The following is a 16397-nucleotide window of genomic DNA, read 5'->3' as shown; positions in this document are numbered from 1 at the left end:
ATTGCAAAGTATTTTAATCCATTTTTTAAGCATGGTTTATAATAAAAATTATAAATAAAATGACAGGATCTATATGTTTCGTTACTTTAAACGGGGCTGGAACGGAGAACTTAAATTTTCTGAAGTTCTGTTTGCGTCAGGTGGCGATTATTTTTTGCTTGAAGGAGGCATAGCCTACATTGGATTTTATATTTTATTTGCCATTTTGTTAATGACATCAAAACCATTATCCCTGGATAATATATTAGCCTTGGCTCTCTTCTCCTATGGCATAGTCTTTTACATTTGGCTACTCAAAGCATTTTGGGGCTCTGCTAATTTTTGTTCAAATAAAATTTCAGCAGGACTGATTCGTACCTTTACCATTATTTTGCCCTTGATTTCGATCGTCTTGTTTGTTCTGATTATTATTTATTATCTTGTTACGGCCATTATGGACGCTTTGAGTGGCTAATTATGTTACGTAAGTTCTTTGAGTGTTTAAATATCCTTTAGAAAAAGGGAGTTTGATATGGACATTGAAAAAAACAAAGCCAAAACGTTTGTCAATTATATGCTCCAGCTAGCCAATATCAATATAAATGGCCAGACACCATGGGATATACAAATTTATAATGATGAGTTCTACTCCAGAATATTACGTGATGCCGATTTAGGTTTAGGTGAAAGCTACATGGATGGTTGGTGGGATTGTCAACGAATTGATTTGTTTATTTCAAAACTGATTAATGCAAATCTTGAATCCAAAATTAAAGTCAATTTTAAACTGGCATTTAAAGTCCTTTTATCCAAAATATTGAACCTGCAAACCCCAAAACGTTCCCTACAAGTTGGCAGACATCATTACGATAGAGGAAATGATCTGTTTCAGGTTATGCTGGATAGCAATATGAACTACACTTGTGGTTATTGGAAAAAGGCTGAAAATTTGGAGCAAGCCCAACTCGATAAACTCGATCTAACCTGCAGAAAGCTCTGTCTTAAACCCGATATGAAATTGTTGGATATCGGGTGCGGTTGGGGAGGACTGGCAAAATATGCTGCTGAAAACTATGGAGTCTCCGTAGTCGGCATAACCATATCACAGCAACAATATGAGCTAGCTAAAACACGCTGTGCCCATTTGCCGGTTGAAATCCGATTCCAGGATTATAGGGATTTAAATGAAAAATTTGACCGTATAGTTTCCTTAGGGATGTTTGAACATGTTGGTTACAAGAATTACCGAAAATACATGGAGATTGTTCATCAATGCTTAAAGGATGATGGTTTGTTCTTATTACACACTATAGGCTCAAATGAAAGCGTTACAAAAGCCACGCCCTGGATTTCAAAATACATTTTTCCCAACGGAATGACTCCATCCATCATGCAAATAGGGGAAGCTTCCGAAAAATTATTCGTTATGGAGGATTGGCATAATTTTGGAGCTGATTATTATAAAACCTTAATGGCATGGCATGAAAATTTTAACCAGGGATGGGACCAAATTAAATCCCACTATAACGATAAGTTCTTTCGTATGTGGAATTATTATTTACTCTCTTGTGCAGGCGCTTTTGATGCAAGAATGTTGCAGTTATGGCAAATTGTTTTTTCCAAGAAGGGAATTCACGGAGGTTACTCTGCACCGAGATAAATGGTTTAAACGATTTATTCTGCATCCTAATACTCTCACCAGCAAACCTAGTTTTCTATTGCATGAAATTAGCAAGATTATTCATCTATTCCGTTAATTTTACTTGCAATTTTTATTATCTGGAATATAGTTTGAACTGAAATTTTGTCTAAAAAGGAATTAATATGCCAAAAAAAAATGAACCAAGTGGAGAAGAGCTTAAAAAAGCAGGTATAGTGGTAGGAATAACAAATCTGCTTTTATGGCCATTTTATTATGCCGATTCGAGATGGGGATTGTTTGCATCTCTATTCGCTACTTCCGCAGTACTTTATGCCTCTCACGAAGTAGGGGAAAGTAAACGGCCAGTTGAAAATTCAGTGACGCGACTTGGTCTCTTCCAGCAGCGTGGAACCAGTGAGGCTGAAATCGAAAATGCTTTTAATAATACAGTGACCGGCGCCGCTGCGATATATGATTGGCTTGTTCCTGGCTCCAATGGCCCCAAATAATCATTATCCTGTCTTAAATAAATTATATTTTTGAGAAGTATTATTTTATCCAAAGCCACGTCATTCTGGAGATTGGTAAAGATCTCCAGAAATCTGTTATCTTTACTTCTCAAGGCCTTTATCCAATACTTATAATTAATCTGCTCATGGTGGATAAATAATGAAATTTCGGACTAAGTTATTTCTTGGCTTGCTGCTGATTGTAATCATCACTAACGGCATATTTCTGTTTTTATCTTATCAATATGGTAAAGAAACAGTATACAAAGAAGTAGGCTCATCAGCTTTATCGATAGCTGCGGCAACAGCCGTTCTGATGAATCCGGAGGATATTCAGAAATTTAATCTGGATACCTCTGCAAACTCACCCCTTTACAAAGATCTTGAAAAAAAACTTCTTGAAGTACGTAACGCAAATCGCCGTAAAGATGTTTATGTCAATTTCATATATAGTTTATTTTCCGACCCTAATAATCCCAAGGTACTTCGATTTGCTGTAGATCCTGAAGAAAACATTATAGATAAAACTGAATTGGGTACAGTCATGAAACTTAAGACTGAATCAGGGCAAACAATTAATGTAAATTATGAACTCCCTATCGTTCTGCCTGAATTTGTTGAAGACATCTGGGGTACATGGCTGACCGCTTTATACCCAATAAAAGACGCACAAGGTAAATACATTGGAAATATCCGAGTAGATGTAAACGCCGATTCGGTTAACCAAAGATTTCATTTCTTGCTCTACTCAGGTATTGCCGTCTTTATCTCAACATTTTTATTTGCCATGTTTTTAGGTTGGTTACTTTTTCAGTGGTTCAATAAACCCTTATTAAAAATAACAACGGCGCTCAAAAATATTGCTCAAGGTGATCTTGAACAACATCTCGACATTAAGACAAAAGATGAATTTGCTGAAGTGGGTCGAGTAATCAATGAAATGACTGAAGGATTGAGACAGCGTAACATGTTGCAAGTGAGCTTAACACGTTTCATTTCTCATGCTTTAGCAGAAAAAATTGTGAAATCCGGTGAGTTACCGCAAGTATTTAGCGAGAGGCGTAAAGTCACTATCATGGTCTGCGATATACGCAATTTCACAACCATTTCAGAACGTATAAAACCTGAATTGGTAGTCGATTTTTTAAATCATTTTTTTGAGAAAATGATAGAAGCCATTACATCACAACATGGGATATTGGATAAATATCTTGGAGATGGTTTTTTAGCGATCTTTGGCTCACCTGATGATGACGCCTATCAAGAAGACCATGCTATTCATGCGGCATTAAAAATGCGAGAAGCGATGAAATCACTCAATGCCGATTGGGCAAAAATATTAGGTACTGAAATACAAATTGGTATTGGTATCAATACAGGCAGTGCCATCGTTGGAAATATTGGAACCGATATACATATGGAATATACAGCTATTGGTGATACTGTCAATTTAGCTTCCCGAATAGAAAATGCCACCAAAAAACTCAACACAGATATCCTAATCAGTGAATACACGTATATTGCAACAGACCTTACCTCGTTTCAATTTATAGAGTTAGGAGAAATCACTATCAAAGGAAGAATTCATAAAGTGAAAGTTTATACGCTTTAAGATTAATGATTTTTTAGTCTAAAAACAATTAACATCCGACATAAGAATAAGCGCGTTGTAATAGCCACCAGAATATCATGTAGAAGTTAGTTTGAGTTAAATTGGAAGAACCATAACAAGGCAAATTGACTATCTCTCTCATCCTGATCTGGAATTTTTAAAGCTTTTTGGATAGACCGTTCCAGACTCATTTCCTACACTTACCCTCATAATACTAAATTTTGATCATAAGAAATTTGTAACGGCTAAATTTTGATTAACAAAAATGCTGATGCAGAAACTTTCTCCGGGAGAGAACAATGATAATTGATAAAATTTTATCAATTAGGTAGTTAGTTAAATTCTTATAACCATTCTGCAAAAAACAAAATGTTATCAAGTAAAAAATTTACTATTGAATTCTAAAATAGATAAAGGTTTATAAAATAAATATCCCTGATATCCATCTGGTTTATGTATTCTTAAGAGCTCCAGTTGTTTTTTTAATTCGATCCCTTCTATAATCACTTTTGAATTAAATAAGTGAGCCATTTTTATAATGTATTTGAGAAGTAATAACGATTGGTTATGTACAATAATATTATCAACAAAACATTTATCGATCTTTAGGATATTAATGGGTACAGAAACTAGCTGCTTTAAAGAAGAATATCCTGTACCGAAGTCGTCAATCGCAAATTGAAAACCCATTTCCATTAACAGTTTTATCACTCCTTTTGTTTGAGGATATTCCATCAATGTAGATTCAGTGATTTCCAAGATAATGCATTTGGGATTAGCGGAGGTTCTCCTTAAAATTTTTTTTACGCTTTGACAAAAAAGGGAATCTTCTAATTGCTTACTAGAAAGATTGATTGATACATATGGTGTTTGAGTTGAATGTGTATACCTTTGCCATTGGGATTGAATTAAGCAGCCTTGTTCTAATATCCAATAGCCAATTTCGTGCATAACACCTGAACGTTCTGCAATCGGTATAAATAAGTCCGGAGGTATGGATTTGCCTTTATATATCCATCGAATTAGTAACTCCCCACCGATAATCCTCTCTTTTCCATCAAATACAATAGGTTGTATTTTGAAAGATAATGCTTTATTCTGAACTGCTAATTGCAATTCAGTTGTTAAAGCAAGCTCATTTTTCAACTGTTTATAAATTGCGTCATTAAATAGAACTTTTTTATTTTTTCCGCCCTGTTTCGATTCATAAAGCGCGAACTCTGCATTTCTTAACAAATTTGTTGCAGAGATTTCATTTGTTTTAAAACAAATGCCAATATTAAGAGCCATAAAAATTTTTTGTTTTTTTATTGTAATAAAATGCTTGAAAGTGTTGATAATTGAATCTGATAAATCCAGAATTTCATCTTGGCTTTTTATGTGTTCACAAAGAATGACAAATCGATCTTCTCCAAATCTCGCTAAAGTATCTCCTGATCGTAGTTGTTTTAAAATACGGTTTGCCATTTCTGTAATTAACAATTCTCTTGTTTGGTAACCGAAGATATTACTGATGAACTGAAAATGAAGAAAATCTATGTATAAAATCGCTAAGAGTTGCGTTTGTTTCTTAGAGCGTTGAATAGATGAATTAATTCTCCTAATCATTAAGGATTTATTGATTAATTTAGTTAAAGGATCATGTGTAGCAGACCATAAATACTTTTCCTTTTCTTCTAGAGATTTGGTTATATCATTTAAAGATAAAAACAAATATATATCTTGATCTAATTTTCTTTTCGAAACAGATCCTGTAAGGAAAATTGAGCAACCATCTTTTGTATAGCCTATAACCATTTCCTTATGACCAAGTTTAATATTAAATCGATCTTTTGAAAGTAAAAAAGAATTGATATTGTTTTTATAATATTCTCTTTCCTGGGGAGAAAATAAAAAGAATAAGGATTGGCCCATTAATTCATTTTCATTATAACCAAATTTATCGGTAGTAATTTTGTTTACATAAATGATTTGTCCCTGACTATTGGTTATTATAATGCTTGTTGGAATATCGGTAAGAATACTTTCAATCTCTTTAAATATGTTTAACTGGATTGAGGTATCAGGGGCGAAGTGATTCTCAGTATGGGGGTTCCTTTCTTCCTTGGTTGATATATGGAGGTTCTGATAGCGTTTTGGAATTTGCGGTTCAATTAACCCAAATGATTTTATTATTGAGAAAGTTCCATCGTTATTAGATTTACTCAGGTAGCAATTCACATAAGCATGATGAGTTCTTTCATCCATTTTAACAAATCCTTGTGGAGCCATTAATTGAACTGTGCTTAAAGAATTCAATACATCGCTTTCAGCAAAAGAATTAGCTTGATTAATGGCATTGGCATAGGCTTTAATACATAAATAAACACCTTCGCCAAAATTCGATATCTTTCCATTCCCTTTAGGCCATAATCCAGTAATACCTGGTGAGTTTAGCAGTTCATTTAAAAAAAACTCATTCTCAAAAGTTTTAACTGACATAAAATAGGAATTACAACTATAAAATCCATGTCGATAGTGCTCAGGCATACTGGACATCATCGTTTCATCATAATGGCTCATAGCTACTGTAACTTTATCTCGCAATCCCTCATCAACAATTGCTTTTAGCATGGCAATTTGATCAATACCAGCAAAAAAGGGCATAAAAATATTTGCTCCAGATTTCACTACTGCTGATGCAATCTCAAATGGTTTAGCCATACCAAAATCAAAATAATCCTCAGCTATAATTTCTCCTTTCATTTTAAGTATTATTTCTTTTGCTGCAGCAATTGAGCCTCTTGGCCATTCATAATTACTGCCTGCGAAATAAAATTTATATCCGAAATTTTCTATAAGATAAGGGATCATTTTTGTAATTTGTTGATTAGGTAGTGCGGAAAAATTGAAAAAATATTGATTAAATATACTTCCTTCATAAAAGGAAAAATTCAAATAAATGATTTTTCTGGGGAAACAAACCTTATAAGCTACAGCGAGACGAGAATTAGATAATAAATTACCAATAAGTGCTTGGCAGTGATAATTATCAACCAAAGAACTGGCAGCAATAACCGCTTGTCCAGGCATACTTCCATCATCTTTTATTATTAATTCAAGTGGTTTCCCAAGAATTCCACCTTTTTTATTGATTTCTAAACAGGCAATGTTAGCTGCTATTGCAATTTCCTGGCCATAAATACTTGCTACTCCAGAGTAAGGCGTCATTAACCCCAAACGGATTACGTCCTCTTGCAATAATCGATGTTTTGGGCACATCCAAAATATCCTTACAACATTTAATATTGTTCACTTTGAATTTTTTGCTCCTAATATTATTTTAGAGTAGTGAACCAAAATTACAAATTAGGGTGTTAATTTTAATGGCACTTAGCTTCCCATGGAGTCATATTTTACTGGTATCAAATTAATAACAAGTGTTTGATAATTCTGAAGGTGTCTTATATCCCACGCATAATTCACGCAACCACCTTGAAAAGAAAATTACCTAGGGTTATGAGAACAATTACTATGCTACCATTTTTTCTCCGAATGAATGCACAGGGCATTAAGAAGACAACATGGATAATGTCATCTATTTTTTGCCGTCTTTTGGAACAGTTATTCCTATACGGATACTACCTTCAATTTTATTTCCAGATAAATTATAATGTTTTAAGATTTTCTGTGTGGCTGTTGTTGCACTTTCATAGTTCTTAATTTCAGAAATAATAGCAATAAACTCATCACCACCCATGCGTGGCGCAAAATTTTCATTTCGAATAGAATGAGTTAATTTTTCCACTAATTTAATTAAAATCGGGGGATTACCCAACAAGACTTCTCTTACCAGCTAACCTCCTTTGGTTGGATTTCGCAAGGGAGATTCGTTTTATCCTTTTCTGTTTTATACTCATCTGGATTTTTTGTGGAATCACTTAAGAACTCGTGCCTGCGTTCCTGAGATCGCTTTCTCTGTGCCACAGGTACTGGAAGAAATTACTTAAGCTAGACAAGATGTAGTGAAAGTGATTAAGCAAGTATATGATACTTTGAAAATAAAAATTTTTTTAAAGGTTGAAAATCAAACTATTTTAAACATTAAACCGTTAGCTGGTTCTAAGATCTTTTTCTATGGTGCAATTTATACACTTCTATCGCCTCTTTGTCTGGTCTATGCTCCATAGGCATCTTACGCTCTCTCCATGGCTTATTGATCTCTTGATAAAAATTTTCAAGAGTGAAGTATTTTCGATCATCAACATAATAGGTTTTATATTCATCTCTCGTCGTGATAAAAATCACTTTCCTGGGACTACAATAATACATTGCGGCCAGACACATAGGACAAGGATGAGCAAGTATATAAAAATCGCAATCGTATAAATGCTCACAGCCTAATTTCGCTGTAGCAATGCGTATTGCATTAACTTCAGCATGAGCTGTAGGATCATGGGTTTGCACCACCGTATTGGTCGCCTCAGCAAGAACTTTTCCATTCTGAACTATAAGGCAAGCAAATGGCCTACCACCATTTTCCACATTCTCTCGAGCTAGCTCGATAGTGCGCTTTATAAAATCCATTTTTTCCCATTTTTAGCCCATAATTATTAATTATTACCCATAATATAAAAAGTAACAAATCAAGCAGGCAAGCATCATGACTAAAAGAGGAATAGAACAGCTTATTTTTTCAGAGATCGCATGCGATATGAAAAAATATTCTATGGCTATTGCAGGCAAACCCATATCCTATAAGAAATTGTTTGATACTGTAAATCATCTTGCAACTCACTTTGAAAATGAAACACTCTCAGGAAACCGAATCGCTTTTATGTTGCCCAATAGTCTTGAAATCATAGCCATTTATCTGGCCTGCTTTCAATCGGGATGTATAGCCATGCCAGTTAATCGTCGCTATGCACCACCTGAGTTGGAAAAGGTATTGCAAGATGCCCAACCAATTTATTTAATTATCGAAGCAAACAAGTTATTTTTGTTAGAAAAAATCAATTGGTCAGCGACAGGAATTAAAAAAATTTTTGTGCTGGGTGAAACTCATAATCATCCCTATTTATCTTTTAATGAATTATTAAGTGAACCAGTGAATTGCCCAAAACATCGCATAAATTATAAAGCGCCTGCAGTGATTTTTTATACCTCCGGCTCAACAGGAGAACCCAAAGGAGTTGTTCACACGCTTTCTTCCATTGACGCAATGCTCGACTCAACATCATTAGCTCTGGAAAACATTACCGCTGAAGACAAAATGATAATTTGTGAACCACAATGTCATGTGAGTGGATTTATTGAAACATTCTCTGCACTATCACGAGGAGGCACCGCATTAGTTAATGATGGTTTTGATATGGATTGGTATCTTGCGACCGTCGAGCATGAAAAGCCAACGCTCGCCGTACATCACATTGATACCTATATCAAATTATTAGACTCTGGACGCTGTAATACAGAAACGTTTAAATCATTTCGCGGAATTTATACAGGTGGGGATGCACTACCCGTAGCAGTTCAGGACAAATTTCTGGCTTGTTCTGGTAAAGCAATTCAAGTAGGTTATGGAATGACTGAAGCCATTTGGTTAACTGTCTGCAGAACCCCTGATTTGACTCAAAAATCCTGTATTGGCAAACCAGTACCAGGAGTCACATTATGTCTTGTGGACGCAAATGGAGAGGAAGTACCTTGTGGTGAAACAGGAGAAATCCAGGTAAAAGGCGATATGGTGATGCATAGTTATTGGAATAATGCTAAAAAAACCTGCGAAGCATTCATAAAAGGTTGGTTTAAAACAGGGGATTGCGGAGCACAGGGCGAGCAAGGTTATTTTTATTATAAAGGTCGGATTAAAAACATTATTATCCGCAATACATCCAATATTATGCCGGGAGAAGTGGAAGCAGCAATTTATAAACATCCGTCTATTAATGCAGCAGCTGTGATTGGTGTGCCTGACAAAGAGGAAGGAGAAATACCAATTGCTTTTGTAGTCGTGAAAAATGGGAGTCAATTGATAAGAGAAGAATTGTATTCTTTCTTATTTGAGCAAATTGCTCAATATAAAGTACCTGCAAAAATTTACTTTATTGATGAGATGCCCTTGACCAACAGTGGAAAAATTAATCATAAGAAATTGTATGATTATCTTTAAAATTAAAAAAAAGCATAGTTTGCATGAGGTCAATAAGCATCACAGAAATATTTACGACCGAGCGACAAAATAAAACAGCCCCGTTATGCAAAGGAGCTATTTTAATGCTGGAGCACAGTTTAAACCTTCCAATTGCTTTGCAGGCTTGCGTGAAAAAAAAGTTCCAAAATAACTCAAAATGGAGCTATTAGAACTTGTCTCTTCCTCGTCTTCAATTTCTGTTATTTCCACCTTTGGGTATAAACTGTCCTGAACCATTCTAAAGCCTGAAAAAACACTTTTAAGAATGAAAGGCAAAAAAGTTAACATAAGCAGCATACTGGTTAAGTTCGTAGATTCGTTAAACAGAGCATAATTAGCCAGGGATTGAAAAACAGCGATTATCAAAGCAATCCCCATAGTATTGGAAATCAATCTTGAAGCATTGATGTTCCGATTATCCATTGGCAAATCGGAACTTTCATTTATTTCATAAAAAGCAATCCACAACCACAATAAGTCAAAAACGACACTATACCAATGCTGCTGATTCATTTCTGTGACATCTGCTCCAACTGTTTTAGCCAAATCAAACGTCATTTTTCCACTTTTGAGCGCCAGAGCCATGGTTGGCTTTTCCTGCGAGTTGGCTAGAGGAGCAAATTTTTGAACAAACAGACTTTTGGGTAGATTAATGTCAAACAGTTCATAAAAAGTTTTCTGCGAACCAAACAGCCGTCTTAGCTGCTCCTCACTGATATTGGATAAGCCATCCACTCCTGGAGCAAAAGTTCCATCATCTGAATGATGCGCTATCACCACATTCGAATTTTTCATCATCATGACATCATTGGTACCATCGCCGTTGGCAACAACAAAATAATGATGGTCTTTAAGATAACGAGCTAAAATACCTTTTCCCTCAGTGCTCATTTCAGCAAAAATAATGACAGGGCGTTTTCCCCCTTCCCTGTCCATCAATTTTTGAAATCTTATCAATATCGCTTCATTGATACCTGAAAATATGACCGTGGAATCAGATGGATAATTTTCTTCATTTAAAAGCTCAACCCCTTTTTCATCAACCTGATCAGCACGCAGAGTAAGAATTTTCCCTGCATTCGCCGGGCACAATACTTTGGCAATATTTTCTGCTGCTTTGGTCGTATCTCCTGTCGCTACAAAAACTGGAACGGATATTTCCCGACATTGAGCAATAAATTTTTCTGCCCCTTTTTTTACAGGATTATCAATAATAAAAGTACCGTAATACCCCAAATTTTCGAGTAAGGCTCTATTTTCCAAAATAAAATGCTCAATCGCTTTTTTATCATCCTTACCAAATAATTCTTTCAGAATTGCAAACTCTCGTTCACTGAGCTTACCTCGAGCCAAACACCAATCACGAGATAATACACCCGTGCGACTTTGCATGGTGGTATAGGCTTTTAATAAAGGAGTTTCTTTAAATGCCTCTTGTTTAGGAACCCCACAAAAGGCCAGATAATAATTTGAACCATCTTGGACCAAAGTAAAGCGCCCGCCAAACGTACGATATAAACCCAGATGAAAAGTCTCAATTTCTTTCCTGGTTTCCTGAGTGGCAATCACTTTTTTAAAATGATTATTGCCATGAATAGCAACTTCCAAACATTGCTGATTATTCAATAAAGATTTGAATAATTCCAAAATGGCATGCTCTTCAGGCTCCAATTCTTTTTTATTGTTTGTAAACGCATTGCAAAATACTTCAAAAGTTTGCAGCCATTGTGTTTTTTCTGGCAGGAGCAAGCCTTCTTTTTCCTTTAATGTCTTCTGTACCTCAGGCGCCATATCATTAGTCCATAACCCTAATACATCCATCCTTGTCGTTGTAAGAGTTCCGGTTTTATCCGAAATAATGGCAACACCATTGGGAAATCTGTCACGATAATAACCACCAAGAGCATTACATAAATCAACCACACGAAGAGCGTCTATGGTACCAAAAGGTTGTTCCCCCAGGTTGCTATTCAATTTTTTCATCAAACGGCTATTCACAGTTTCACGTAAAAAGGCTTCAGAAAAGGGAATCATAGTCTGAAAAAGTGTAAACATAAGCCTTAAGGTTTCTGCAGGCATTGCAGTAATATCCCTTTGTAAAAAAGCAGCCATAATGATGGAGCCTAAAATAGAATATAAAACACTTCTTTGTTTTCGTTCGGCAATAATCTCATTAATAACCGCTTTTTTCTCATAGTTACTGCTTAATAAAAGTTCTTTCTCAGGTTTAATTTGAATAAAAACATTGTCATTACCATACAAGTTTAACTTATCACCTACCAACACTCCTGCCTGTTTGCCATCTCTGACTGCATGCAAATCTATTTTGTTATAATGTGAGGTAAAATCAGGCTTGGTTTCATGTTCTACCCAAACATCTTCCCCATTTTGTGCTTTAAGATTAACGCTGAATTTTTTTTGCTCGAGCGTTTGCGTAAATTCCCCTTTCAAATCACGCTTTAGGGCAACCAATTCTCCAGAGAGAGGTACACAAGTCAAATCGATGCTGCTATCACAATAAACCAAATCCCTTGTGCGTAATCGATACCTGGGGATACTTATAAACATTGGACCATCTGCTGTAAAGCGTAAAACTTGATGTAACTTATGATTGTATTCGTAATCATGCTCAAGCTTTTGTTGCTGGATACGCATCTTTTTTATAGTCGATGGCGCCAAATCAGCTAATAATGCAGGCAAATTACGGAATTTCTGCATTATTCTGTCTGCATAACGGATATTGTGAGAAATGAGGCCCAATTGAAATGCCCGTGAACTTATCATAAGCTCGCTGGCGATAAAGTGGTTGATTTGAAAATACAGATTGGATATCGGTGTAAGCCCGCTTGAAATCACCGCAGTATCCGAACGCTGTGCTCCGCGATTGTATTGAATTCGCACTAAAATCTCTTGTATTTTTTGTGTTAGATAAGAGATCCCGCTGGGAACCACCAAGGCACTGGTTCCCAGCCCGGCAATTAATGAATATTCATCAGAAATACTATCATTCAATAAATAGGTGGTTCCTTTAAAAACCGAACTGTACATGTAGGTTATTGCCATGACTTCACTGGCCACAGCAGCAGACAATTCAACCTGGGATTTAAATTTCCTGTCTGTTATCCGGTTTAAAGCACAGTACCCTAATATCGCTGTACCAAAAAGAAATTTAAAAATAAAATCATATTCCGGACTTCCCGTTTGATATTCGCTCATGGATCGGGTTAGATAATCCCCAAGAAGCAATGCTGCCCCAGAGGATATCGTTGGCCAAATATATTTTTTAAAACTGCTCCAATCCATAGAGTCTAAAGAAAAAGTCATGGCTAAAGTGTTATAAAGTTCCCTGATGCGGGTAGAAAGAAAATTCCCTATTCCTTCTACTGTGCTTCTCAGATAATACGTTCTGTCCGGCTCAGTATTTTGTACCAATTGAAGCGCTAAAGCTCTGTTCTCTTTAGGAGTGGGTTTTCGCGATTTTTTTTCGGTGGTTTTCAATATTTTCATCTTATAAATCCTTTTGTACACCAATAACACTTTATTGGATCTTTAGAGCTCAACCTGATAATTAACTTATCTCTATAAAAGTTCAAGAGGATCTGAAAAAAATATTTGCAGCACGATTCAAGAAAAATAAGATTCTTTCAGGACTTACGAAAAACTCCAAGGTCGAGGCAAAAAATGTTTTTAATGAGGGAGTTTACATAAACTAAATGACCGAGTTAAAAACATTTTTTAACAAAGAGATTGGAGTTTATCGTAAGTCCTGTCTTTAAATAAGGTTATCTCCTGAGTTGAAACTGACATTGGCTTAATTTGCCCTAGGTGGTACGTATCCACTTATGTTGCAAGCGACTTAAAGTACCATTTTGTACAAGATCGGCCAGGATAATATTGACTTTATCACAGAGTTTAAAATTATCTTTAGCAAACGCGATACCAAGTTTTTCGTGTGTTTCAGCCTGCAAAGGAACGGCCAGGTTTGGATAGTTTTGAATTAAACAGGAAATAACAGGATATAATTTAATGACTAGACCAATTTTACCAGCAGCCAGATCTTGTATGGCCAATTCTATTTCATTGTATGCATAATATTTAATATCACTGAGTATGTTCTTACGGAATAAATCCTTAGCTACTTCGTCTGAGGTATTACCTTTCTGTATACCAGCAACCAAACCTTTCAAGTCCTCAAAAGAAGAAACATTTGGCTTTAATTCAGTATTAACCGCGATACCCTGATTAAACTCTAAATAAGGGTTCGAAAAAAGTACTTGTTTTGAGCGGTTTGGTGTAATGGTCGTTCCTGAAATTACAACATCGTATTCTTTATTAGCCAAACCTGAAAAAATATCATTAAAATTCTCTCCCTCATATTTGATCTGGACTAGCTGTAAATTTAAAATTCGACAAATTTCTTTTATTAAATCACCATCAAAACCATCCCCTTGCTCAATATCAAACGGTGGATCTGGATAAGCAGTAGCCACCAATAATTTGCCCGGCTTTAGAATCATAGATATAACTATTATTGGAATCGATTCATTAAGTATAGAGTACACAAAAAAATTCAGCCAAATATTTGGTACGCGATTGATTTAATTGAATAATTTGTCCATGCTCACTAGAGCAATATAGCCAAAATTGGTTATGTAACCTACAGCTAAAACTACAAAAGTCAAAAAGAATATATAAAAATCATTATGTTTATTTATTTATCTAATCCAATGTTGTAAAATGCCTAATTTTAATCATTTAGATTTAAATTAAATCTAAATTAACCAGAGATCACATCATGCGTATGAAAATGTTTTCTAAAAAAATTCCATTAACCAGCCAGGAAGCTTATCAAATATTATGCACAACAGATTATCTTAAAAAAATTTCAAAGATTATATTTAATTTTCAACAATTGTTTGATGTTGAAAGAAGTATCCTTCGTTCTCATCACAAATTCAACTCAAGGATAAGTAACAATAAAGAATTCCTTCAGGATCTCGATGCTCGTTATAATCGCCTCAATCAGGCAGTACAAAATAATGGCCCTTATCCTTGTTTATATGGTGATGTTTGTTTATTGAAAGAATACCTCCAAGTCATTTTAGGCTACTACCAGGAGCAACTTAAAGAAGATCAGCCGGTAGCGGAAAACAATTTAAGAAGGATCAGGGGAAGCCATAAATTTTCAACTCTAATATCTGATATTTCAAAAGGGGATCATCCTAAGCTTAGCAAAAAGGATTCAGCGGTTTTAATTAGTTACACCATTAATTTCTGTGCAGAAACCAACATGTGGAATGATATAAAGACGATTAGTGAAATTGTTATACAGCCATTTTTATTAGATCACAAAGACGAAGAAGATTTTTCTTATTGTAATTCATAGATTGTGGAACACGGTTAAGGGCTGTAACACTGGATTTGACCATATCCCTATACTTGATACTGCCCCATGCCTTTCAAGTCCTGCCTCGGAAAGGCTCTTGATTGCGTGACTAACAATATTTTAAATTTTATTCCACTCGAATTGCTATGCAAAATAGATCCAAAATGAACGCTAATGCCCTATAATTTAAAAAAGAATAAACCTCTCAGTAAAATGGACTAATTTACAAGAGACCCAATTTATGAAACGGATAGTATTTATACTGTTGTTTATAAGCAATTTTCTTGTTCATAGTGAATCACTCAAGGTGGGTATTTTGCAATTTGCCCCGCCTTTTTCATCAAAATCAGACAAAGCGAATCACTATTATGGTTTCGTTGTCGCCCTGATGAATATAATATGCAACCGTTTGCAAGAAAAATGCGAATACATCCCTATTACTAAAGAAGGTGAGTTAAAAGGCTTGGATCGAGGTACTTTTGATATTGTTTTTAGCTCAACCCCTATCACGACATCATTACCTGACAACTATCGGTACAGCTTACCGTACTTAACCAGCGATGGTCAGTTTCTAACATTAAAAAACAACTCGATTAATACCTTGAATGATATCAATTTTAAAAAAATTGGTTTCTTTAAGATTAATTTTCAGCAATCTCCACTTTTAAAAAAATACCAAACCACCAATACTCTTATAGAGTTTACAGATCCTGCAGAATTAGTAAATGCACTAACAGCAAAAGAAATTGATGCCATCTTAATCAACTATCAAGCGTCACGATTCATCGTGAACAATCTAAACCCGACTGAAGACAAGCAATTAAAATTGATTGGCGATAAAATACCGATAGGAAGCGGCTATGGGATCATAGCCCTTAAAAACAAATCGGCGTTGCTTGATAAAATCAATCACATTTTGTTGGAGATGGAAAAAGATGGGTCCTACCTTCATATCTACAACGAATATTTTGGTGCAAACTCTGCATATAATCTGCATCATTAGTTGGTTATTGTGAAAATTGCTGTATAAAAATATATAATAGGTACTTAGATTTTCGATTAAAACACAAAAATCAGGTTTTTTTTAAAGCCTTGTT

At 35.2% G+C, this 16397-nt stretch carries 13 protein-coding genes; 7 read left to right on the top strand and 6 right to left on the bottom strand.

The window, feature by feature from the left end; translation table 11 throughout:
* Positions 1 to 73: 73 nt before the first annotated feature.
* The 4 genes from EL201_RS06010 (at position 74) to EL201_RS05995 (ending at position 3742) form a co-directional block, all read left to right on the top strand.
* Positions 74 to 454 carry a hypothetical protein gene (locus EL201_RS06010; protein ID WP_027221374.1) on the top strand — a complete coding sequence of 127 codons (381 nt, stop codon included), beginning with the start codon at positions 74 to 76 and terminating at the stop codon, positions 452 to 454.
* A 57-nt stretch (positions 455 to 511) separates the two neighbouring features.
* A complete protein-coding gene (cfa, locus tag EL201_RS06005) occupies positions 512 to 1639 on the top strand; it encodes a cyclopropane fatty acyl phospholipid synthase (RefSeq protein ID WP_027221373.1) in 1128 nt (375 codons plus the stop codon).
* 164 nt (positions 1640 to 1803) lie between these two features.
* On the top strand, positions 1804 to 2130 hold the full coding sequence (locus EL201_RS06000) for a hypothetical protein (RefSeq protein ID WP_027221372.1): 327 nt from the start codon (positions 1804 to 1806) through the stop codon (positions 2128 to 2130).
* Positions 2131 to 2290: 160 nt separating this feature from the next.
* Entirely contained in the window at positions 2291 to 3742 is a 1452-nt protein-coding gene (locus EL201_RS05995; protein ID WP_027221371.1) for an adenylate/guanylate cyclase domain-containing protein, read from the top strand.
* A gap of 375 nt (positions 3743 to 4117) precedes the next feature.
* On the opposite strand, the gene EL201_RS05990 is transcribed toward EL201_RS05995, so the two are convergent.
* From EL201_RS05990 to EL201_RS05980, 4 genes are all read right to left on the bottom strand, one after another.
* Positions 4118 to 6952: an EAL domain-containing protein gene (locus tag EL201_RS05990; RefSeq protein WP_231955205.1), complete on the bottom strand. Its 2835-nt coding sequence runs from the start codon at positions 6950 to 6952 to the stop codon at positions 4118 to 4120.
* Entirely contained in the window at positions 6894 to 7037 is a 144-nt protein-coding gene (locus EL201_RS15825; protein WP_231955230.1) for a hypothetical protein, read from the bottom strand. Before EL201_RS15825 ends, EL201_RS05990 begins: the two co-directional genes overlap by 59 nt.
* A 282-nt stretch (positions 7038 to 7319) precedes the next feature.
* A complete protein-coding gene (locus EL201_RS05985; protein ID WP_027221370.1) occupies positions 7320 to 7562 on the bottom strand; it encodes a diguanylate cyclase domain-containing protein in 243 nt (80 codons plus the stop codon).
* A 281-nt stretch (positions 7563 to 7843) separates the two neighbouring features.
* Complete coding sequence (locus EL201_RS05980; protein WP_027221369.1) at positions 7844 to 8308, bottom strand: nucleoside deaminase; 465 nt, start codon at positions 8306 to 8308, stop codon at positions 7844 to 7846.
* A gap of 76 nt (positions 8309 to 8384) precedes the next feature.
* On the opposite strand from EL201_RS05980, the gene EL201_RS05975 reads away from it, so the two are divergent.
* A complete protein-coding gene (locus EL201_RS05975; RefSeq protein ID WP_027221368.1) occupies positions 8385 to 9893 on the top strand; it encodes a class I adenylate-forming enzyme family protein in 1509 nt (502 codons plus the stop codon).
* Between the two features lie 96 nt (positions 9894 to 9989).
* Here the strand turns inward: EL201_RS05975 and EL201_RS05970 are convergent, their stop codons facing one another.
* Together EL201_RS05970 and EL201_RS05965 are read right to left on the bottom strand one after the other, a co-directional pair.
* A complete protein-coding gene (locus EL201_RS05970; protein ID WP_027221367.1) occupies positions 9990 to 13421 on the bottom strand; it encodes a cation-translocating P-type ATPase in 3432 nt (1143 codons plus the stop codon).
* Between the two features lie 314 nt (positions 13422 to 13735).
* Positions 13736 to 14431 (bottom strand): ABC transporter substrate-binding protein, encoded by a 696-nt coding sequence (locus EL201_RS05965; RefSeq protein ID WP_027221366.1) that lies wholly within the window; start codon positions 14429 to 14431, stop codon positions 13736 to 13738.
* Positions 14432 to 14721: 290 nt separating this feature from the next.
* Here EL201_RS05965 and EL201_RS05960 point away from each other — a divergent pair, with 290 nt between their 5' ends.
* The gene (locus tag EL201_RS05960) at positions 14722 to 15300 is read left to right on the top strand and encodes a hypothetical protein (RefSeq protein WP_269456674.1); all 579 of its coding nucleotides are present in this window, start codon (positions 14722 to 14724) and stop codon (positions 15298 to 15300) included.
* A 241-nt stretch (positions 15301 to 15541) separates the two neighbouring features.
* Positions 15542 to 16303: a transporter substrate-binding domain-containing protein gene (locus EL201_RS05955; protein ID WP_027221364.1), complete on the top strand. Its 762-nt coding sequence runs from the start codon at positions 15542 to 15544 to the stop codon at positions 16301 to 16303.
* Positions 16304 to 16397 lie beyond the last annotated feature (94 nt).

Source organism: Legionella pneumophila subsp. pascullei (assembly GCF_900637585.1).
Taxonomy (GTDB): Bacteria; Pseudomonadota; Gammaproteobacteria; order Legionellales; family Legionellaceae; genus Legionella; species Legionella pascullei.
The sequence above is the reverse complement of the archived record's forward strand: the minus strand, read 5'-3'. Positions and strand labels throughout refer to the sequence as shown.